22 protein-coding genes are annotated in these 21,036 nt (G+C 61.2%); 2 read left to right on the top strand and 20 right to left on the bottom strand.

Features of this window, described 5'->3' with window-relative positions; all coding sequences use genetic code 11:
• Positions 1 to 32: 32 nt before the first annotated feature.
• The 5 genes from BM116_RS14120 to BM116_RS14140 all read right to left on the bottom strand — a co-directional run bounded on the left by BM116_RS14120 (position 33) and on the right by BM116_RS14140 (position 5,254).
• Positions 33 to 2,117, bottom strand: a complete 2,085-nt coding sequence (locus tag BM116_RS14120) for a PQQ-dependent dehydrogenase, methanol/ethanol family (RefSeq protein ID WP_083725890.1) — start codon at positions 2,115 to 2,117, stop codon at positions 33 to 35.
• A 53-nt stretch (positions 2,118 to 2,170) separates the two neighbouring features.
• The gene (locus tag BM116_RS14125; protein WP_083725892.1) at positions 2,171 to 2,965 is read right to left on the bottom strand and encodes an alpha/beta fold hydrolase; all 795 of its coding nucleotides are present in this window, start codon (positions 2,963 to 2,965) and stop codon (positions 2,171 to 2,173) included.
• Positions 2,966 to 3,079: 114 nt separating this feature from the next.
• Entirely contained in the window at positions 3,080 to 3,667 is a 588-nt protein-coding gene (locus BM116_RS14130) for a DUF1285 domain-containing protein (protein WP_083725894.1), read from the bottom strand.
• Positions 3,668 to 3,735: 68 nt separating this feature from the next.
• Positions 3,736 to 4,335 (bottom strand): DUF4823 domain-containing protein, encoded by a 600-nt coding sequence (locus tag BM116_RS14135; RefSeq protein ID WP_083725896.1) that lies wholly within the window; start codon positions 4,333 to 4,335, stop codon positions 3,736 to 3,738.
• A gap of 22 nt (positions 4,336 to 4,357) precedes the next feature.
• Positions 4,358 to 5,254 carry a radical SAM protein gene (locus BM116_RS14140; protein ID WP_407920318.1) on the bottom strand — a complete coding sequence of 299 codons (897 nt, stop codon included), beginning with the start codon at positions 5,252 to 5,254 and terminating at the stop codon, positions 4,358 to 4,360.
• Positions 5,255 to 5,455: 201 nt separating this feature from the next.
• Here BM116_RS14140 and BM116_RS14145 point away from each other — a divergent pair, with 201 nt between their 5' ends.
• Positions 5,456 to 7,126: a carboxylesterase/lipase family protein gene (locus BM116_RS14145; RefSeq protein ID WP_083725898.1), complete on the top strand. Its 1,671-nt coding sequence runs from the start codon at positions 5,456 to 5,458 to the stop codon at positions 7,124 to 7,126.
• Between the two features lie 33 nt (positions 7,127 to 7,159).
• Here BM116_RS14145 and BM116_RS14150 read toward each other — a convergent pair whose 3' ends face one another.
• Together BM116_RS14150 and BM116_RS14155 are read right to left on the bottom strand one after the other, a co-directional pair.
• On the bottom strand, positions 7,160 to 8,173 hold the full coding sequence (locus BM116_RS14150; protein ID WP_235846772.1) for an amidohydrolase family protein: 1,014 nt from the start codon (positions 8,171 to 8,173) through the stop codon (positions 7,160 to 7,162).
• Positions 8,174 to 8,237: 64 nt separating this feature from the next.
• Complete coding sequence (locus BM116_RS14155; RefSeq protein ID WP_083726032.1) at positions 8,238 to 8,885, bottom strand: TetR/AcrR family transcriptional regulator; 648 nt, start codon at positions 8,883 to 8,885, stop codon at positions 8,238 to 8,240.
• Between the two features lie 193 nt (positions 8,886 to 9,078).
• On the opposite strand from BM116_RS14155, the gene BM116_RS14160 reads away from it, so the two are divergent.
• Positions 9,079 to 10,242, top strand: a complete 1,164-nt coding sequence (locus BM116_RS14160) for an aminotransferase class V-fold PLP-dependent enzyme (protein ID WP_083725900.1) — start codon at positions 9,079 to 9,081, stop codon at positions 10,240 to 10,242.
• 578 nt (positions 10,243 to 10,820) lie between these two features.
• Here BM116_RS14160 and BM116_RS14165 read toward each other — a convergent pair.
• The 13 genes from BM116_RS14165 to BM116_RS14225 all read right to left on the bottom strand — a co-directional run bounded on the left by BM116_RS14165 (position 10,821) and on the right by BM116_RS14225 (position 20,957).
• Positions 10,821 to 11,600, bottom strand: a complete 780-nt coding sequence (locus tag BM116_RS14165; RefSeq protein WP_083725902.1) for a TatD family hydrolase — start codon at positions 11,598 to 11,600, stop codon at positions 10,821 to 10,823.
• 5 nt (positions 11,601 to 11,605) lie between these two features.
• Positions 11,606 to 11,962, bottom strand: a complete 357-nt coding sequence (locus tag BM116_RS14170) for a PilZ domain-containing protein (RefSeq protein WP_083725904.1) — start codon at positions 11,960 to 11,962, stop codon at positions 11,606 to 11,608.
• Between the two features lie 38 nt (positions 11,963 to 12,000).
• On the bottom strand, positions 12,001 to 12,972 hold the full coding sequence (locus tag BM116_RS14175) for a DNA polymerase III subunit delta' (RefSeq protein ID WP_083726034.1): 972 nt from the start codon (positions 12,970 to 12,972) through the stop codon (positions 12,001 to 12,003).
• A gap of 13 nt (positions 12,973 to 12,985) precedes the next feature.
• The gene (tmk, locus tag BM116_RS14180) at positions 12,986 to 13,618 is read right to left on the bottom strand and encodes a dTMP kinase (RefSeq protein ID WP_083725906.1); all 633 of its coding nucleotides are present in this window, start codon (positions 13,616 to 13,618) and stop codon (positions 12,986 to 12,988) included.
• Positions 13,615 to 14,664: an endolytic transglycosylase MltG gene (gene mltG / locus BM116_RS14185; RefSeq protein ID WP_083726037.1), complete on the bottom strand. Its 1,050-nt coding sequence runs from the start codon at positions 14,662 to 14,664 to the stop codon at positions 13,615 to 13,617. Before mltG ends, tmk begins: the two co-directional genes overlap by 4 nt.
• A 5-nt stretch (positions 14,665 to 14,669) precedes the next feature.
• On the bottom strand, positions 14,670 to 15,503 hold the full coding sequence (gene pabC / locus BM116_RS14190) for an aminodeoxychorismate lyase (protein WP_083725908.1): 834 nt from the start codon (positions 15,501 to 15,503) through the stop codon (positions 14,670 to 14,672).
• The gene (gene fabF, locus BM116_RS14195; protein ID WP_083725910.1) at positions 15,500 to 16,741 is read right to left on the bottom strand and encodes a beta-ketoacyl-ACP synthase II; all 1,242 of its coding nucleotides are present in this window, start codon (positions 16,739 to 16,741) and stop codon (positions 15,500 to 15,502) included. Before fabF ends, pabC begins: the two co-directional genes overlap by 4 nt.
• 211 nt (positions 16,742 to 16,952) lie before the next feature.
• Positions 16,953 to 17,189, bottom strand: coding sequence for an acyl carrier protein (gene acpP / locus BM116_RS14200; RefSeq protein ID WP_044499790.1), 237 nt, complete (start codon positions 17,187 to 17,189; stop codon positions 16,953 to 16,955).
• A gap of 174 nt (positions 17,190 to 17,363) precedes the next feature.
• Positions 17,364 to 18,104: a 3-oxoacyl-ACP reductase FabG gene (gene fabG / locus BM116_RS14205; RefSeq protein ID WP_083725912.1), complete on the bottom strand. Its 741-nt coding sequence runs from the start codon at positions 18,102 to 18,104 to the stop codon at positions 17,364 to 17,366.
• A gap of 10 nt (positions 18,105 to 18,114) precedes the next feature.
• On the bottom strand, positions 18,115 to 19,053 hold the full coding sequence (fabD, locus tag BM116_RS14210; protein WP_083725914.1) for an ACP S-malonyltransferase: 939 nt from the start codon (positions 19,051 to 19,053) through the stop codon (positions 18,115 to 18,117).
• A gap of 157 nt (positions 19,054 to 19,210) precedes the next feature.
• The gene (gene plsX / locus BM116_RS14215; protein ID WP_083725916.1) at positions 19,211 to 20,230 is read right to left on the bottom strand and encodes a phosphate acyltransferase PlsX; all 1,020 of its coding nucleotides are present in this window, start codon (positions 20,228 to 20,230) and stop codon (positions 19,211 to 19,213) included.
• A gap of 3 nt (positions 20,231 to 20,233) precedes the next feature.
• Complete coding sequence (gene rpmF / locus BM116_RS14220) at positions 20,234 to 20,416, bottom strand: 50S ribosomal protein L32 (protein WP_065335934.1); 183 nt, start codon at positions 20,414 to 20,416, stop codon at positions 20,234 to 20,236.
• Positions 20,417 to 20,435: 19 nt separating this feature from the next.
• Complete coding sequence (locus BM116_RS14225; RefSeq protein ID WP_083725918.1) at positions 20,436 to 20,957, bottom strand: YceD family protein; 522 nt, start codon at positions 20,955 to 20,957, stop codon at positions 20,436 to 20,438.
• Positions 20,958 to 21,036 lie beyond the last annotated feature (79 nt).

Consider the following 21,036-nt stretch of genomic DNA (forward strand, 5'->3'; position numbering starts at 1 on the left):
GCGCAACCGGTCACGGTCTGACCACCGGCAGCCTATTGGGCCTGCTCCTTCTGCGTGTCCGCCCAGCTCTCGTATTCGCGCTGCATGATGTAGAGCTTGATCTGCTGAGCCTGCTCGGCTGAAAGGCTGTCAGCAAAGGAGGCCATGCCTTTGCCACGGAAGGCGCCCTGCAAAACAATGGCCTCCCAGGCGTCGCGCACCGCATCACTGGAATAGCGCAGATCAGGAATGGTGCCACCGCCGACCGCACCCACACCATGACAGACCGTGCAGTAAATGCCGTAATTCAGCTCGCCCTGCTCAATGTCGCTGGCGGCCGCGACCACCGGCTGCGGCACCCGGTCAGGCGTCTGCAGCGGCGCAGGCGTGGAAAGCTGCGCCTTGCCATCGAGCTTGAACACCAGCATGCGGCTAACGTTGCGCGTGCCTGTGGCCACTGCCGCATCGCCGCCAAACAGCGCCGCCGCACCGCCCCACCCTGCCATCAAGGCCACATATTGCTGACCATTGTGCTGATAGGTCATGGGCGCAGCGATGACCCCGGTCTGGGTCGGGAACTGCCAGAGCAGCTCGCCCTGATCCGCGGTATAGGCCTCCAGCTGACCGGCAGAGGTGCCTTGAAACACCAGGTTGCCGGCTGTCACCAGGGTGCCGCCGTTCCAGTGATTGGGCCGTTCCACACGCCAGGCTGGCGCCTGCTTTTCAGGGTCCCAGGCGATCAGCGCGCCGGTGGCATACTCGCGCGGCAACGAACGGTTTTCCAGGCCCGACCCGGTATTGAAGGCGTTGCGTACGACAAAGTTGCCACCCTCGTTGGCGTAGGTCGCGGGGATTTCCTGATACGGCAGGTAAACCAGCCCGGTCAGCGGGCTATAGGACATCGAGTGCCAGTTGTGCGCACCAAACGGGCTTGGCCAGATAAGCGCAGGCTCATTTTCATAGCGCGCATTGGCGGCCTCAACCGGGCGCCCGGTCGCCATGTCGATACGCTCGGCCCAGGTCACCTTGCCGAACTTTTCGGCCGACAGCAGCTCGCCTGTGGCGCGATCAAGCACATAGAAAAAGCCGTTCTTGGGGGCCTGCATGATGACCTGACGGGGTTTGCCATCGATCTCCAGCTCTGCCAGGGTCAACTGCTGCGTGGCGGTGTAGTCCCAGCTGTCCCCGGGGGTAGTCTGGTAGTGCCAGACCAGCTCTCCGGTTTTCGGTCGCAGCGCCAGAATCGACGACAGATACAGGTTGTCGCCGCCGCCCGGGCTGCGCACTTCGCGGTTCCACGGCGAGCCATTGCCGGTACCGACGTACAACAGATTCAGCTCGGCGTCATAGGCCATGCTGTCCCATGCGGTGCCGCCCCCGCCCAGGTCCCAGCGCGTCTGGTCACTCCAGGTCTTGAGCGCGGTCTCCAGAGCCGGGCTATCCTGCGGACCATCGGCCGGATTCGCCGGCACGGTGTAGAAGCGCCAGCGCAACTCCCCCGTCGCCGCGTCGTAGGCAGAAAAGTACCCTCGCACGCCGAACTCGGCGCCGCCGTTGCCAATCAGTACCAGATCCTTAAGTACCCGGGGCGCGCCAGTAATGGTGTAAGGCTTGCTGTCATCGGTGGTCTGCTGGGTCCACAGCGGCTTGCCGGTTTTGGCGTCCAGCGCGATCAGGCGGCCATCCAGCGTGCCGACATAGACCTTGCCTTGCCAGAGCGCGACACCGCGGTTAACCGCATCGCAACAGGCCGAACGCCCCTTCGCCTTGTCTACGCCCGGGTCAAAGCTCCAGAGAATCTCGCCACTGTCGGCGTCCACCGCCATCACCCGGCTCCATGACAGCGAGGTATAGAGCACGCCCTCGTGATACAGGGGCGTGGCCTCCAGCCCCCGGGTGTTGTCCAGGTCGATTGACCAGGCCAGGCCCAGTTGCTCGACATTCTCGGTGGTGATCTGGTTCAGCGGGCTGAAGCGCTGTTGGGCCCAGGTACGATCGTAGCTGAGCCATTGGCTACCGTCGGTTTCGCTGGCCAGCATGGCTGCGGTATCCACTGGCGCGGCTTGCACGGCGCCAGCAAGGGCAAACAGGGGAAGGATCAGACTATTGCGCAGGGCGCGGGTTGTCGGGTGTGTCATGGGCTACTCGTCTGTGATTGTTTTTATTGTGCAGACCTGATGGCATGCAGTGATCAGGTCGTTTTGCCGACAAAACGGCGAATGGCTTCGGCCACCTGGCCGGGTTGTTCCAGGGCAACCGAGTGTCCTGCGCCAGCAACCACCTGGCAGTCGCCCTGGCCGCTGTACTCGATAATCTGCTGTGACTGGGCAACGCTGTAGGCATGGTCCTGCTCGCCCGCCAACACCAGCAATGGCACCCGCAGGCCGGCAAGCTCCGGCAACACCGAGCGCCGATGAACGACACCGCGCGCCGCCTCGCCAATACCGGGCCCCAGCTCGCGCATGCGTGCCCGCCAGCGAGCACAGAGCGCCGCCTGCGATGGGCTACGTAAGGTGTCGTCACCAAACATGATGAACATCAGGGTGTCGATCTGATCGGCTGCGCCGTCGCGGGCCAACTGCTCAACCAGCGGTTCGAATTCCGCCAGCTGCCGTTCCAGATCGGCGCTGCTGCCCATCACGATGCAGCCGGCCAGTCTCTGCGGATAACGTGCCGCCAGCCGCAAGGCAACAAAGCCCCCCATGGAATTGCCGGCGAAGTAACAGGGCGCGAGCTCCAGCGCGTCGATCAGGGCAAGTGCATCCTCGGTCAGGGTGTCCATGTCCAGATTGCCGGCGCAGCTGCTCAGCCCCTGCCCTCGGTGGTCGTAGACCAGCATCTCGAAGTCCTGGTGCAGCTGTTCGATCAGCGGCTCAAACATCCGCCAGTCAAAGAACAGAGAATGGCTCAGCACCAGAACCGGCTTGCCGGGCTGAGGGTAACGCTCGAAATGCAGGCGGACGTCGTTCACCATCAGGTACGCCATGGGCGCATGCTCCGGTCGGCTAATCAGACCCTGATGCTAGAAGACGTCACCCGAGAGGATTCACCCCCCTGTTGGGGGATATAGGGGAGCTTGATAGGCGGGTACAGAACGCGCTCAGTTAGTCTGGCTGCCGTCCAGGGCAAAGAACTGGCCACAGCTCCAGACGCCGGTGCGGTCAGTGCCCTGCTGCTCATGCTCTACCGCCAGCTCGGCCAGCTCGTAAAACACGTTTCGCCCGATCAGCGCTTCGAGATTGCCGCGCACCAGAATGTAGGGCGCTGGCTCCTGGGTGTCCGGGTCGACCTGCACGCGCAGCGGATGCTCGGCGTCCAGCGTCACGTCATCTTCCAGGTTAGTGGTGAAGTGCAGCCGCTGCTGCTCGCCCTGCCCCTCAACCCGCAGGCGAGTGGCAACAAAGGGCGCATCATCGACCTGAATGCCCCAGCGCTCCACCGGCGTTACCAGATAGTAGCGGCCATCGGCGTCCAGTCGCAGAATGCTGGAAAACAGCTGCGCCAGCGCCTTGCGCTCAATCGCGTCACCTTCGTGATACCAGGTGCCGTCGCGGGCGATACGCATGTCCATTTCGCCACTCAGTGGCGTATCCCACTGCTCTACCGGAGCAGGCTCACGGCGTTGTAGCGCGCCACGCTGCGGAATGCTGTCAAGAAGGGATTGCGGGGGTGGTGCACGACGGGACATGAACTCTCCTGTTGGATTCGCCGGACGGCCCCTGCAAACCGGCAGTGCGCAACGCCCTGCCCAGCCTGTCAGTGCCGACCCAGCAATTGCCGGGTGTAATCCTGCAGCGGTGGCCGCAGCAGGTCATCGGGCGAGGCGTTGTAAAAATGCAGAAAACCGCCACGGATCTCGATGCGGGCATAGTCGACCAGATGACGAGAGCCCACTTCAAGCAGCATCAGCTGCAGCACGCCGCGGTCGCGACCAACATCGCCCCACTGCTCCGAGGTTTCCCACTCCTCCCGGCTACCGACTGCGTCTTCGGCGGCGGCAAATCGGGTGTAGAGCAGGTAGTCGTAGCCAAAACTGCCGGCCTCGGCCAGTGCTTCCTCCAGCCCCAACGGCTGGGGTGAGCGACGTACCACCGGAAAGACCTCAACCGCAGCAGCAAACGCCTCTTCTGCTACGACATTCGGCCGGGCGTAGGGTTCGCCAATCGGCAGAAAATGCCCCTGGGCGATGTAGAGCTTGGAGTCGGACTGCAGCACCCAGGTACTGCTGCGCTCAATGCGATAGTGGTTGAGCAGGCCCGCATCGCCCATGTAATAGCCGGCCTGCTGCTGCATGTCCGATGGCTTCATACAGCCCGCCAGTGACAGCATTCCCAATACAATCAACAACGTGCGCATGTGACCTGCCCTCGGTTATCAACTAGAGACCACGCATCCACTCTGGCCGCAGACCCGCCGATTGCGGACGGGCGATCGCCTGTTCAATCTGCCCCAACAGCTGCGCCTTGTCGCGGCCCAGCTCGCCCTTGAGCACCAGCGCATTGGATGCATGGTCGCTGCGAAAGGTAGTGTTGTCCAGCTCCAGCGCACCGACAAAACGCTGCAGTTCATGGAACAGCTGTTCCTGGGTCAGCGGGGTAAAATCCGGATACCGGGTCTGAAAACGCTCCATGCCCTGAGGGAAGCTGACAACCAGGGTGGAGACAAACTCGGGCTGGGTTTCATTCACCAGACGAGCCGAGTTGTCAGCGTGCTGGTCGCTTAAACTGCTGCCGCCCAAACCGTTAAGAATCATCACCGAGCGCTTCAGTCCCGCTTCGCCAGCCTTGTGCAGAGCGTCAGCGGTGGAGGCATAGCTTTCGCCCTTGTTGACCCGCTCCAGCACCTCGTCATCGCCTGACTCGGCGCCCACATAGAGCATCGCTAACCCGGCATCACGCAACTCGCGCAACTCCTCGACCGACTTGCGCTTGAGATTGCGCGGCAGGCAGTAGGAGGTTACGCGCTCGACGCTGGGAATGTGCTCGGCAATTGCCTGCAGGATGCGCATCAGCCGATGGGTCGGCAGCACCATGGCGTCGCCGTCGGCAAGGAATATGCGCTGCACAATGTAGCGCTCCCCTACCTTGCGAATTTCTTCCAGCACCTCGGCCTCGTCACGGGCACGAAACTTTTTCTGTGGTGCCGTATACATCTCGCAAAAGGTGCACTTGTTCCAGGAGCAGCCGTTGGTCACCGGCAGGATCAGCGAATGCGCCTCACTTGGCGGACGAAAAACCGGCTCTATGTAACTGACAGGAAAGGCTTCTTGCATCATCAGGGCATCTCTTTCTTATGGCACTGCAAACGACAAAACCGCTCATCATAGCGGTCAAACCTGTCGATTCAAACCACCCGGACGTGTTTAGCCCGGCGTGACGCACTTCACATATAGTCTCCGTGCCAGTCGCGGCTTTTGCTCCATCACGACACAACCTGACCAATTGCCCCGACCTTTTCCAAGCACAGGACAACAATAATGAAAGCTGCTTTCCCGCGCCCGGACGGGCTCCCCCTATTCAAGACCCTTAGCCTGGCGATAGCCACCCTATCACTGGCCGGCTGCCTCTCCAGTGGCGGCGGTGGTAGCGATGACACCACGCCCGACCCGCTGGCCGTGAGCACCAGTGAAGGCCAGGTGCTCGGCATCAAGACAGACAACCTGCGTATCTTTCGCGCCATTCCCTACGCCAAGCCCCCGGTCGGCGAGCTGCGCTTTGCACCGCCCGAGCCACCCGAAGCGCGTAACGGTACGCTGACCTTATCCGAGGATTTCGGCAATATCTGTCCGCAGAGCAACATCACCACCGGCGCGGCAGCCGGCGACGAAGACTGCCTGTACCTCAACGTGTACACACCAACCGACGCCAAGGACCTGCCGGTGATGGTGTGGATTCACGGCGGCGCCTTTGTCTTTGGCAACGGCGGTGACGAGTATGATCCGACCCGCCTGGCAGCAGAAGATGTGGTGGTGGTTACCCTCAACTATCGCCTGGGGAACCTGGGCTTTCTTGCCCACCCCTCACTCGCGTCCAATGGCGGCAACTTCGGCCTGATGGACCAGCAGCAAGCGATGCGCTGGGTGAAACAGAACATCGAAGCCTTCGGTGGAGATTCCGACAACGTCACCCTTTTTGGTGAGTCGGCCGGCGGACACAGCGTCATGAGCCACATCGTCTCGCCGCGGGCAGAAACCGAGGGCTTGTTCCAGCGCGCCATCGTACAGAGTGGTTCCTACGCCCCCTTCCAGGTGCCCAAGGCTGCGGCCCAAGCCGGCGGCGTGGGCGTCGCCAACGCTTTGGGCTGTACCGACCCGGATACCGCCGCCGACTGCCTGCGCGCCCTGCCGGTGTCCAGTCTACTGGCCGCCCAGGGGTCACAATCGATGCCCACCGTCGACCCGGACTCCGACCTGCTGCCCAAGTCGATCATGCAGGCACTGAACGATGGCAGCTTCAATGACAGTCTGGATGTGCTGATCGGCAGCAACCAGAATGAAGGCACCCTGTTCGTAGCGCTGGACGAGGTTGGCGGCAACCCGATTGACGACGAAGCCGAGTACCGCAGCCGCGTCGACGCCTTCTTCCAGCCTTACCAGGCCAGCGTGCCCTACGACGCCGATCAGATTGCGACCGACTATCTGGCCCGGGTGGCCGGCAGCGCCAAGCCCTTTGAAGCAGCACTATCGGCGATCTGGACCGACTTCATGTTTGCCTGCAACGCCTACGTGCATGCCGGCACCTTCGCGGGCGCCAGCATGAATACCTTTCAGTACTGGTTCCGCGATGAAGACGCGCCCTGGACACTGGTACCGCCGGTTGCGGTGAGCTTTCCGATGGGTGCAACCCATGCCGGCGAGATTCCGTACCTGCTCTACGGGGATACCGTCATGCAAGCGCGCTATGCCGGCGATACGGCAGACCTGCTGAGCCTGTCCGAGGAAATGGTCGACTACTGGACACAGTTCGCCAAGACCGGCGACCCCAACACCACCGACGGCGTTGCTGCCAGCTGGGCCCAGGCCGCTACCGGCAACCTGCAGGTGCTGGATGTGCCCAACGCCAGCAGCGCCAGCGCGCTCAGCTTCCTGGGCTACCACAACTGCGCCTACTGGCAGGCGCCACCACTGACGTTGCCGGCAGCACGGTAACCCCAACAACGGCCCCGTCACCAGCGGGGCCGTTCAGTCTTCGCTTTGCGCGCGGGGCAACACCGCCAGGAAGTTGTCCAGAGCAACCGCTTGCGCCACGTCCTCGCTTAGAGCATCAAGAAACGGATCAAACCCGCTCATATACTTGCCCAGGCTGTCGAAGCGACCGACCACGTCGGAGCCGAGCATGAAACGACTCGGAAAGTCCTCAACCAATTGCACCCACTCCGGATCCGGCTCGCCCTCTGCGTTCAGCAAATAAGGCTCGCGTACCGTCCAGGACATGTCGATATACAGGTTCGGGTAAGCCGTCAGCATGCGCCGCAACGTGGGCAGCAAGAACTCCAGACGATCCTGATGACGATGAATCTCCATGCTCGTGCCGGCATGGGCCCAGATAATCCGAACGCCTGGGTGATTACGCAGCGGCTCTTCGATCTCCTGCAGATACAGCGGATTGCGCTCACGCCAGGAGGTGACATTGCTGTGCACCATCACCGGCAGATCAAACTCTTCGGCCAGGTCATACACCCGGTTCATCGCCTCGCTGTTGGCACGCGGCGCCTCGCCGTGAATCAGCGCGGTCAGGGTGTCATGACGAGTGAAGACTTCCCCCAACCCTTGCCACACGCCCGGATACAACTCCAGCATGCGGCGGATGTGCGCATCGGCGTTCTTGTCGTTGGGGTTAAAGCCGGAGAGGAAAGGATGGAAACGGTGACGCTGATCGGCCGGCACCTGCTCCAGCGCCTTGGCAATCAGCATGTCGGTGGCGCTAAACCAGTAGGCACTGCCATCGTCACCGGCATAGTAGCGCGGCCGCTTGGGCTCGTTTTCATGCCATTGCTTGGCAACCGGAATCCCGGACAGCATGACATGCTCGACATTGGCCTCATCCATGGCCTCGATCAAGCTGTACAGCCCGGCACTTTCCTGGAAGAAATCAACGAAATGCAGGTGGGCGTCACTGTAGCTGTACTCGCGCGCAGACAGCGACGTCGAAAACAGCAAACCGGCGCAAGCGGCGCCGGTCAAAAAACTGCGGATAAAGGGCACGGGGCGACTCCTGTCGTGGGCTCCGAAAGCTCAGACTGTCGCCCGGGCCGCGAGTTCAGGAGGGGTCGGCGGCCTCGGATTCCTTGCGCCGCTTGAAGCGGTTACCCATACGCACGCCCACATCCATCAGGAACTGCATGTAGCCCTCCTGATCCTTGATGACATCCTGCCAGAACGGCGAGTGATACATGGCCATGGCGCCATGCACCAGCGCCCAGGCTGCACAGTAGTGAAAATAGGCGGGGACGTCTTCGAGCTTACCGTCATCAATACGCGACTGGATCATGCCGGTTACATGATTGAAGTTGGAGGTGCGGATCTGGTGCAGCTCCTCGACCATAGACGGCAGCTGGTTAGACTTGACGACCTTTTCTTCCAGCCGGTCAAACAGGCGATAGCGCTCCGGATCGCTCATGCGAAATTCAAAATAGTCCCGCGGCAGTGCGGCATTATCACGCTCGATAGCTTCGGAATGCATCATCTCGGCAAGGTCGCGCTCGTAATCCAGCATCAGGCGCAGATAAATCTCGGCCTTGGATTTGAAATGCTTGTAGATGGTGCCTTTGCCAATACCGACTTCGTCGGCGATCATCTCCACCGTGACGCTGTCTTCGCCCTGCTCCAAAAACAGGCGCAGGGCACTATCCAGAATTTCCTGTTCGCGACGACGAAATTCGCGGACTTTTCGTGACTCTTTCTGCATTAAGCTACCCGGATTCAATTTGGCAAAGTGCATCATTATGCCAAAGTGATGACCCTGTGCCCATATTTGCTTACAAGCTGACTATCCAGTTCAACTGTGTCTAAATGTGCTCTACAAGGCCATTTGGCGGACCTGGAAAGCCCCTTGGTGCCAAGAGTCCGAACATTGGCAGAAATGACACCCGGAGCCCCGCATGATCGACAACCACCGCTGGCAAGCAGAATTTCCGCAGGCAAACGGCCTTTGCTATCTCAACCATGCCGCCGTCGCGCCTTGGCCCAAACGGGCGGCTGATGCGGTCAGCGCCTTTGCCAGCGAGAACCTGCAACAGGGTGCGCAGGACTATCCGCGCTGGAGCCGCGCCGAAAGGACACTGCGCGACCAGCTGCGTACCCTGCTCAACGCGCTGCACAGCGACGACATTGCACTGGTCAAGAACACCTCCGAGGCACTGTCGTTTGTTGCCCAGGGCGTGGACTGGCAGGTTGGCGATCAGGTCATCATCAGCAATCAGGAGTTCCCGTCCAACCGCCTGCCCTGGGAAGCCCTCGCCGAGCGAGGCGTTGAAGTAGTCGCCGTCGAGCTGGGCGCGGAACCCGAGCAGGCGCTGATCGACGCCATGGGACCAGGCACCCGCCTGCTGAGTATCAGCTCGGTGCAGTACGGCACCGGCCTGCGGCTGGACCTGCCGCGTCTGGGCAACGCCTGCCGGGAACGCGGCGTGCTGTTCTGCGTTGACGCCATTCAGACACTGGGCGCCCAACCTTTTGACGTTCAGCAGATCGATTGCGATTTTGCCATGGCCGACGGCCACAAGTGGCTGCTGGCGCCCGAGGGGCTGGGCGTATTTTTCTGCCATGCCCGCGTACGCGACCAGCTACAGCTCACACAGCATGGCTGGCATATGGTCGATGCTATCGGCGACTACGACCGCGTCGACTGGCGCCCTGCCCGCTCAGCCCGCCGATTTGAGGCTGGCAGCCCGAACACCCTGGCGCAGCAGGCCATGTCGGCCAGCCTGTCGCTACTGCTCGAGGCCGATATGAACTGGGTTGCCGCCCAACTGGACGCGCGCGTCTGTTTGCTGGCTGAGCGCCTGCAGGCCTTGCCTGGGGTCAAGGTGCTGAGCGACCTGCGCGCCGGGCGCCGCTCGGGCATCATCACCTTTGCCGTTGCTGGCCAGGACCACAAGGCGCTGCACAAGGCATTGATGGATCGGGGGGTCGTCTGTGCGCTACGCGGTGGCGGCATTCGCTGGTCGCCGCACTTCTATACGCCCCAGTCGACACTGGAGAGCGCTTTGGCTCAATTGGCCGAGTTGATCACCCAAACAAGCGATAACAACCCTTCACGATAAGCTGAGGCGAGCGTATTCCAAATCAGTTTATAAAAGCGGCAAAGCGCAGTGGAAAGCCAGACAATTTCGACAATACTGAAGCTATCAGGAACGACATACCCCCCAAGTGTCGTTCCTGAGCGGGCGGGCTCTGTCCTGCCTCTGTATCACTCCTAATGGTCTTGGCCCGAATTCATCCCCCAGAATTCGGGTTTTTTTTGCCTTCTCAGGTTACCTGGAAAACTCGACAGGGTGTTACTCAAGGCGCTTTACCGAATGCCCAAACGGCGGACTGTGCACCGGGTTTCGTCCCGTTTACGCGGGCGAGTAGCGCAAGGCTGACGGGAAAAAGAGTCATAGGATGTCTGAGGAGCGTAGCGACGAGTTTTTGAGTGGCCGGCGAGGTCTCCCCGTTAGCCCGAGCAACGCAGCGAACCCGAAGGGCCGCGTAGTCGGGTGCCCGGGGGATCGCTAAGGGGGCCGGGCAAGCGGCCCCCTTAGCTCGCCGTGAAGGCGAAAGACTAGCCCAATAACAGCGCAATGCGGGAAACGCTCACCTAGCGGCGCACGACCTCGCCAATCGAGAATGGGCTTTGCGCTCAACCAACCGCCAGCGGAAACAGCCGATGGAAGTTATCCGTCGTCTGCTGCTGCAGTTGCTCGAGGGTTTCGCCACGCAGTTCGGCGAGAAACGCCGCCACCTCGCAGACGTACTGCGGCTCGTTGGGCTTGCCGCGGTGCGGTACCGGGGCTAGATAGGGGGAGTCGGTTTCAACCAGCAGACGATCCGCCGGCACCTGCCGGGCTACCTCACGCAGCGCCTCGGCATTGCGGAAGGTAACAATGCCCGAGAGTGAAATGTAGTAGCCCATATCCAGCGCGGCTCGGGCCATGGGCCAGTCTTCAGTGAAGCAATGCAGTACACCGGCGTTGGCCAGGTCCGCTTCACGCAGCATGTCCAGGGTATCCTGGCGAGCTGCACGGGTATGAATCACGACCGGCTTGCCGGTCTTGCGAGCAGCCTGCAGGTGAATGGCGAAGGACGCCTTCTGCTGCTCGGCCAGCTCCGGTTCATAGTGGTAATCCAGCCCGGTCTCACCGATGGCGACAGTACGCGGATGCGCCAGCGCATTCAGCAGCCAGTCCAGGTCGGTATGGCGGCCGTCTTTCAGGTCCAGCGGATGCACGCCCACGCTGCAATAGACATCCGCGTGCGTATCGGCGAGCTGCTGTACAGCGGCTGCGTTATTGGCGTCCACACCGATGCACAGAAACTTGCCGACGCCACGCGCTCTGGCGGCATCAAGCAGGGCATCAAGGGATCCGTTGTAGGGGGTCAGGTCCAGACGATCAAGGTGGCAGTGCGAGTCAATCAGCATAACAACTACATGGTGTGGGTCGGGCGGTCGGACTGCAGTGCGCCGGCCAGATAAGTTTCGATCTTGCTGCGGGCAGTGTTGTCCTGATCACTGAACTGCACGCCAATACCGGCAGCGCGGTTGCCCTGGGCGCCCTTGGGGGTAACCCAGATAACCTTACCGGCTACCGGAATCTTCTCCGGCTCTTCCATCAGGTTGAGCAGCATGAAGACTTCGTCGCCCAGGTGATAACTTTTGTTGGTCGGGATAAACAGCCCACCGTGCTTTACAAACGGCATATACGCCGCGTAAAGCACAGACTTGTCCTTGATGGTCAGCGACAGAATGCCGTTACGCGGACCCGGAGCAGCAGGGGTGGTCATCTGTTATTCCTTTTTGGTATCAGGCAATGGCTGGAAGGTTACCGCCTTTCAGCCAGCGTTTTCCACTCTGCGAGCAGCTTTTCCAGAAACAGTTGGCGATTAAGGTTCGCTTTGTTATCGAATTGGCGGCGATGTGCCAGCAACCACTCTTGCCAGTGTAGCAGCGCCAGCGGCTGCACACGTTGCGCCATGTAACCCAGCACCTTATCCATGTCGGCATTGCTGGCGGCGTCCTGAGCCTGCTGCTGCAGCTTGAGCAAATCCAGTGTCCAGTCGGCAAACCAGTCAAGCAACAGCTCCACCGGCACCGCGTTCCACTGCTCGCACAGGCGCGGCCCAGATATCTGGCCCTTGAGCAGCGCCTTGACGCCCTCTACAACCTTGTCACGCAGCGCCAGGGCATCCATCTGCTGCAGCGCCACAGCGCGCAAAGGCGCACCGCCCGCCATCTGCAGCAGCAAGCGTTGCTGTTCGGCACTGCAATCAGGTAACTCTCCGGCAAGCCAGGCCAACGCCTGTTGCTGATCTGGCGCACCCAGCGGCTGTACCCGGCAGCGACTGCGAATGGTCGGCAGCAGGCGGCTGGGCTGATCACTGATCAACAGCAGATAGGTATCAGCCGTCGGCTCCTCCAAGGATTTGAGCAGCGCATTGGCGGCGTTCTGGTTCATTGCCTCGGCAGGATGCAGCAACACCACCTTGCGGCCGCCCTGCTGCGCGGTCTGGGCAATAAAGTCGACCAGCTGGCGAATGGCATCGACGCGAATCGCCTTGCCCTGCTCCTCTGGCGCAATGCTGAGCAAATCGGGGTGGCTGCCGGCCTGGCGCAACAGACAGCTACGGCACTGCTGACAAGCCTGGCCGCCAGCCGGCTGATCACACATCAGCCAGGCAGCAAAAGCAGTCGCAAACGCGCGCTTGCCGGCGCCGGAGGGCCCGGTAAACAGATAGGCATGGGCAAAGTGCGACTGCGTAACCAGCGCCTGCCAGGTGCCCTGATGCCAGGGCATGGCGGTTGTCGAATCAACCACGCCAGCGCTCCAGTACCTGACTGACAAAGGGCTGCAAACGCAGCTGTACCTGCTCAAGCTCCGCGCTGGCGTCCACCACGACATAACGTTCAGGCGCCTGCGCCGCGCGCCCCAGATAGGTACTACGCACAGCCTCGAAAAATGCCTGCTGCTCGCTCTCAAAGCGGTCCAGCGCGCTACGTGCGCGGGCCCGCTGCATGCCAACCTCAACCGGCACATCAAGCACCAGCGTCAGGTCGGGACGCAGCGCACCCTGGGTCCACTGCTCCAGCTCGGCAATGCGCGCCGGATCGATCCCCCGCCCGCCGCCCTGATAGGCATAGGTGGCGTCGGTAAAGCGGTCACTGATGACCACGCGTCCCGCCGCCAGGGCCGGACGAATGACACGATTGAGATGCTGCGCGCGGGCGGCGAACACCAGCAACAGCTCGGCGTCATCGTCCATGGGTTCTTCATGATGGGCCAGCAGCAGCCCGCGCATTTGTTCAGCGATCGGCGTGCCGCCCGGCTCGCGGGTCAGCAGCGGCTCACAGCCTGCCGCGCGCAACGCATCGGCAATATAAGCGAGGTTGGTCGACTTACCGGCGCCCTCAGGACCTTCCAGGGTGACGAAGACACCACTCATTGGGCGGTCTCCGGCGCCGGACTGGAGCGATAGTCGCTGCGACGCTGCAACTGATAGGCACGCACCGCCCGGTTGTGCTCGTTGAGCGAATTGGAAAACACATGGGAGCCGTCGCCCTTGGCGACAAAATAGAGACTCTTGCCGGGCTCCGGGTTAACGGCGGCTTCAAGCGCGCCGCGTCCGGGCATGGCAATCGGCGTCGGCGGCAGGCCGTCGATGACATAGGTGTTGTAGGGCGTAGCTTGCTGCAGATGGCGACGGCGGATCTTGCCCTGATAGTCAGCCCCCATGCCGTAGATCACGGTAGGATCGGTTTGCAGGCGCATGCCAATTTGCAAGCGACGGGTGAACACCCCGGCAATCTGGCCGCGCTCGGAAGGAACGCCGGTTTCCCTTTCAACAATGGAAGCCAGAATCAGCGCCTCATAGGGAGAGTTGATCGGCAGATTGTCGGCGCGCGCCTCCCAGACCTCGGCAAGCACTGACGCCATGCGCTCGTGGGCACGACGCAGAATATCCTGGTCGCTCATACCCAGTGTGTACTGATAGGTGTCAGGGAAAAAGCGGCCTTCCGGGTGCTCACCCTCAAAACCCAGGGAGGTCATCACCTCTGCATCGCTGAGCTCGGCATCAAGGCTTTGTTCCAGCTTGTCGGCAGCCCGCAGTGCGGCACGTACCTGACGGAAGTTCCAGCCTTCGACCAGCGTCACCGAACGCTGCAGCACCTCGCCGCGCTCCATCATGTGCAGCAGCTCTGCTGCAGTCATTTCCGGCTGCAGCTGATATTCGCCAACATGCAGCACAGCGCCTTCCATCTGCCACTGCCAGTAACGCCGCAACCAGGCGGCGTCGTGCAGCACACCCTGCTGCTGAAGTTCGCTAAAGACCCGGGCCGGACTGCTGCCCGGCTGCACCACCAGCGTCTCGGGCTCGCTCAATTGCAGCGGCTGATGCAGCGCACGTTGCAGGGTCACAAACCCCCAGACACCACCACACAGCGCCGTAACCACGCCCAGAAACAGCACTACGACTAAAAATTTGCCAATACTCTTCACTGATAAACCTGTTCTGCCAGGGTTTGCAGGAGGCGGGTCTGTGGCCCTGCCGGCCAACTCCGCTCGCCCAGCCGCACCACCGGCCAGACTCCAATCAGACTGTTGCAGCAGCAGACTTCCTGCGCACTGTACAGCATATCCATATCCATCATCCGCTCCTCGACCGGCACGCCCTGCGCCGCCAGGGTATCGAGCAGATAGTCACGCATCACGCCGCGCACCCCGCAATGGGTCAGCAATGGGGTGATCCAGCTACCGTCGCGCCAGACCAGCAGATTACTCATGGTGCACTCAACCGGGCGCCCCTGCTGATCACACACCAACCCTTCGGCAAACTCGCTGCTCTGCCACTCGCTGCGCGCCAACACCTGATCCAGCCGGTTCAGGTGCTTGAGCCCCGCCAGCAAAGGCTGTTCGGACAAACGGGTGCGGCAGGGAAACAACGCGATACCATCGCGGCGACGGGGGTCAGCCGGCGCCAGCGGCGCGGCGAAGAGAATACGACTGGGCGTCGGCTGCGCTGGCGCTGCATAACCGCGCGGGCCGGAGCCGCGTGTCAGCGTCAGCTTCAACACGCCCTCGCCCAGCCGTTCCGCCGCATCCACCAATTCCGCCTCGATCAACGCTCGATCGCAAGGTAGCGACAGCGCCTCGCAGCCACGCGCCAGGCGTTGCAGATGACGGGCCAGCAACGGCATACGACCGCCAACCACCCGCAATGTCTCGAACAGGCCATCACCGTAGGCCAGCCCCCGATCGCTCAGGGGCAGGCTGTCAGTCAACTTACCGTTGACCTGGGTCCAACCCGCTACCTTGCCGTCACCAGTCATTCGCAGCGACGGAATACCAAGCTGCCGTTGGTGCCACCAAAACCGAAGGAGTTGGACAGCACCACGTTCAGCTCGCGCTGCTGCGCCTGATTCGGAACATAGTTCAGGTCACAATCCTCGCCGGGGTTGTCCAGATTGATGGTCGGCGGGGCAACCTGATCACGCAGCGCCAGCACACTGAATACCGCCTCGACGGCCCCGGCGGCACCCAACAGATGGCCGGTCATGGATTTTGTCGAACTGATCGCCAGCTCACTGGCATGCGCACCGAAAACGCTCTTGACCGCGCGGGTCTCGGCTACATCGCCAGCGGGTGTCGACGTTCCGTGGGCGTTGATGTAATCGACCTCGTCCGGGTTCAGGCCGGCATCCTTGAGGGCGTTATCCATGCACTTGGCACCGCCACGGCCGTCTTCCGGCGGCGCAGTCATGTGATAGGCATCACCGCTCATACCAAAGCCGACCAATTCGGCGTAAATGGTCGCGCCGCGAGCCTTGGCATGCTCATACTCTTCCAGCAGCATGGCACCGGCACCGTCGGACAGAACAAAGCCATCGCGGTCACGATCCCAGGGGCGACTGGCGCCTTGCGGGTCATCATTGCGGGTGGACATGGCACGCGCCGCGCTGAAGCCGCCCAGGCCCAGGCCAGTGGTGGCCATTTCAGAACCGCCGGCGACCATCATGTCGGCCTCGCCATAGGCGATATTGCGCGCGGCCATGCCGATGCTGTGCGTGCCCGTGGTACATGCCGTGGTCAACGCGTAGTTGGGCCCCTGCAGACCATACTGAATGGAGAGGTAGCCAGCGACCATGTTGATGATTGAACCCGGTACGAAGAACGGCGAAATCCGGCGCGGGCCGCTGTTCAACAACTGCTCATGGTTCTTCTCGATATTGGTCAAACCGCCAATGCCCGAGCCCATCACCACACCGATTCGATCACGATTCTGGTCGGTAATTTCCAGACCGGAATCCTTGATTGCCTGGATGCAGGCAGCCAGACCGAACTGAATGAACAGGTCCAGCTTGCGCGCTTCCTTGGCCGCCATGTACAGCTCAACCTCGAAGTCGCGTACCGAACCGCCAATACGGGTGCTAAAGGCACTGACATCCATATGCTCGATCGGGCCGATACCGCTCTTGCCCGCCAGCGCGGCCTGCCAACTGCTTTCGACCGTATTACCCAGGGGAGACAGCATTCCCAGACCAGTTACTACCACGCGTCTGCGCGACACGGCACACTCCTTATTAAACGCTTGAACACCAAGGCAGCCGGCAACGGCCGCAAAACTGCCCTATTGTCGACGCAAACGGCGACAGCGGCAAGACAGGCCATTATCCGTGAGCCCGCTCGGCAACCCTTACCTGCGCGACAAAAACACGCAGACACAAAAAAGCCGCAGGCCCGTGAGGCCCTGCGGCTTTTTCTGTCAGCAAGCGACTTGATTACTTCTGGTGAGCATTCACGTAGTTGATAGCTTCCTGAACGGTGGTGATCTTCTCGGCTTCTTCATCCGGAATCTCGGTCTCGAACTCTTCTTCGAGAGCCATCACCAGCTCAACGGTGTCCAGGGAGTCAGCGCCAAGATCTTCAACGAAAGAAGCGCTGTTGGTCACTTCTTCTTCTTTGACACCGAGCTGCTCGGCAACGATTTTCTTGACGCGTTCTTCGATGGTACTCATACCTTGTTCTCACTCCTATTTGCAGTTCCGAGAAGCCGGACTGCGGGTAGTTTATAGAAACAATTCTCTTGGTTTCAAGCGTGAATCGTATCTGACGCAAATGAGGTCAAAGCCTGCGGCTTCCACCTGTTGAAACTCGTCACCGCCGACAGCAACGCCACCGGCGGCAGCCAGTTACATATACATGCCACCGTTGACCGGCAGTGTAGCACCGGTAATGTAGCCCGCACTCTCGCTGGCCAGGAAAGCAACCGCCGCAGCGATTTCCTCAGCCTGCCCCAGGCGCGCCAGTGGAATCTGCTCCAGCATGACCGAACGCTGGCTGTCATTAAGCGCACGCGTCATGTCGGTGTCAATAAAGCCAGGTGCAACCGCGTTCACAGTAATGGCGCGCGATCCGACTTCACGGGCCAGTGCACGGGTAAAACCTTCCATACCCGCCTTGGCTGCCGCGTAGTTGGACTGACCGGCATTACCCATGCCAGCGACTACCGAACTGATATTGATGATACGCCCCCAGCGACCCTTGGTCATGCCCCGCAGGACAGCCTTGGACAAACGGTAGACCGAGCTGAGGTTGGTGCCGATGACGTCATCCCACTCATCATCCTTCATGCGCATCAACAGGTTATCGGCAGTAATACCCGCGTTGTTGACCAGGATCGCCGGCGCACCATAGCTCTCGGTGATCGCAGCCAATACTGCAGCAACCGAGTCGGGGTCACGTACATCCAGCTTCATGCCGGCGCCCTTGTAGCCCGCAGCAGCCAGTTTTTCGCCGATTGCCTGGGCGCCCTGATCACTGGTTGCTGTCCCTACAACGACGGCACCCTGCGCTGCCAGCGCGTGGGCGATCGCCTGCCCAATGCCTCTGCTCGCGCCGGTGACCAGCGCTACCTTTCCTTCCAGACTCATGCCATGCTCCTCAAGCAAACTGTGCGCGGCAGGCCTCAAAACCCGCAGCACTTTCCAGGCTGTGATTGTTGACACCCTTGGCGCAACGCTTGTTCAGCCCACCGAGCACCTTGCCCGGACCACATTCGACCAGATCAGTCACACCCTGATCGGCCATATATACCACCGACTCAACCCAACGCACCGGGCTGTAGAGCTGCTCAACCAGCAACTGACGCAGCGCCGCCTGATCAGCCGCCGGGCGCGCGGTAACGTTCTGCACCAGGGTAATCTCAGGTGCCTGCCAGTTCAGCGCAGCAAAATCATTCGCCAGTTGCTCGGCGGCCGGCTGCATCAAGGCGCAATGCGACGGCACACTGACCGGCAGAGGCAGCGCACGCTTGGCGCCAGCGGCCTTGCAACCTTCGATAGCGCGCTCAACCGCTGCCACCTGACCGGCAATAACGACCTGGCCGGGGGCATTAAAGTTCACTGCACTGACCACCTCGCCCTGAGACGCTGCCGCGCACAGATCGATGATCTGCTGATCTTCCAGACCCAGAATGGCGGCCATGCTGCCCTGCCCTTCGGGTACGGCCTGCTGCATCAGTTGACCACGGCGCTCAACCAGACGCACGGCGTCGGCAAACTGCAGCACACCTGCGGCAACCAGCGCGGAGTACTCACCCAGGCTGTGGCCGGCAACAAAGTCAGGGCGCGCGGCGGACTGCTCACACCACAGGCGCCAGAGCGCTACCGATGCAGTCAGGATAGCCGGCTGCGTACGGTCAGTGCGATTCAGATCTGCCTCGGGGCCATTCTGGCTCAGCGCCCACAGATCATAGCCCAACGCATCGGAGGCTTCGGCAAAGGTGTTCTTGATGACGGCGTGCTGTTCAGCCAGCTCACCAAGCATGCCAACCGACTGCGAACCCTGACCGGGAAAAACAAAGCCGAGGGAATACGTCATATCATCATCCTGTTATCAAAAGATTGCAGAGCTAAGGGGCTGGACCACGCTGCACAGCTTGCTGCCTGACCAGCGACCTTGCAGGCTACAACAGGCGGACGCACGACACAGCAACAGACCCCAACTGGTTTTTTGGATGCCCTGCTCCCGGTCAAGGTCACAGCGCAGCCCGATATTCCTGCACGCAACCGGCAATACGTTCCGGCAGTCGCACCTCGCAGGCACGCATCGTGTGCCCAATGGCCGCCACCATCGCCGCCTCGTCTGCGGCGCCATGGCTTTTCATCACAACACCACGCAAGCCAAGCAAGCTGGCGCCGTTGTAGCGCGCCGGATCGTGCCGCTCACGCACGGCGCGTGTTGCATGCAACACCAGCGGCGCCAGCCAGCGTAGCAAACGACTATCTGCTACCGCCGCACGCAACTCGGCCTGCAGATAGCCAGCCAGGCCTTCGCTGGCCTTGAGCAGCACATTGCCGACAAAGCCGTCGCACACCACCACATCAGCCTCACCACGAAACAGGCCATCACCTTCTATGTGCCCGATGTAATTGAGCTGAGCACAGGAGGCCAGAAGGCCGGCAGCATCACGTACCTGACGATTACCCTTGTGGGTTTCACTGCCGATATTGAGCAAGGCGACGCGCGGCGCCGGATTACCGCTCAGCTGCGCCGCGGCAGCCGAGCCCATGAGCGCAAACTCAAACAGCTGCTCGGCCGGGCAATCGACATTGGCACCCAGATCCAGCACATGGCAAAGCTTGCCGGACACCGGCAAGGCCGCCATGATCGCCGGCCGCCGCACGCCATCGAGCGTGCCCAGCACGGACCGCGCCAGCACCATCAGTGCACCGGTATTGCCGGCACTCAGACAGCCATCCACCTCACCATCGCGCACCAACTGCAACGCAACGCGCATGGACGCATCGCGCTTGCCACGCAGCACGCTGGCAGGCGGGTCATCAGCAAGGATCTGTTCGCGGGCAGGCCGCAAGGCAATTCGCCCGGAGGCAAGATCGGCAGGTGTCAGCAACGGCTCGACGCTATCGGCAGCGCCAACCAGAGTGATATGCAGGGAGGGATACAAGGAGAGGCTGCGCAGGGCAGCGGAGACAATGCAGCGGGGACCGCGGTCCCCGCCCATCACATCAATCGCTATGCGGATTGACGCGGACAAAACTTATTCGTCGTTGTCCTTGTTCACTACCTGACGACCACGGTAGAAACCGTCAGGAGAAACGTGGTGACGAAGATGAGTTTCACCAGTGGTCTTGTCGACAGACAAGGCAGCGGAGGACAGCGCATCGTGGGAACGACGCATGCCGCGTGCGGAACGGGACTTTTTGTTCTGCTGAACAGCCATGACTAATAAGCTCCTAAGCTCAGGTATCGCGTTTTAAATTGGCCAGCACGCTGAAAGGATTAGGCTTCTCAGACTTTTCCTCCAGCTCCGCCGTCTCAGGGCGATACCCTGGCGGATGCTGACATGTTTGTGGCGGATGCATCGGCACTGCTGGCAGCGCCAACAGCAGCTCGTCTTCGATCAGCGCAAACAGATCGAGAGGCTCCTCACCCACAAAAACCGGTTCATATCGACGCGGCAGCTGTTTGGCGGCCTCGTCGCTTTTTACAAACCCCACATCACATTCACTGTCGATCGGCACCACGACCTGTTCCAGGCAACGCTGACACACCAGAGGTGCATCTACCTGATACCGGCCATGCATGGTGGCGATACCCTGTTCGTCGCGAGAGAAGTACAGCTCGACCTGTACATCACCCGTCGGCGCATCCAGCAGCGCAGCTAAACGCCCAAGACTGGCCGTCTTCACCACGCCTTCCAGCGTGATTCTGCGGTCTACCAGCCGGAGCGGCTCGATGTGCGGGGGTATGGTTCCAGACATAAGCGCGCAATTCTAGGGGGACATGCCCCGCCTGTCAAAACTATTTAGACTCGATTGTCCTGCCGTTCGGCGGCTCGCA

This window comes from Halopseudomonas pachastrellae, assembly GCF_900114765.1.
In the GTDB taxonomy this organism is placed as follows: Bacteria; Pseudomonadota; Gammaproteobacteria; order Pseudomonadales; family Pseudomonadaceae; genus Halopseudomonas; species Halopseudomonas pachastrellae.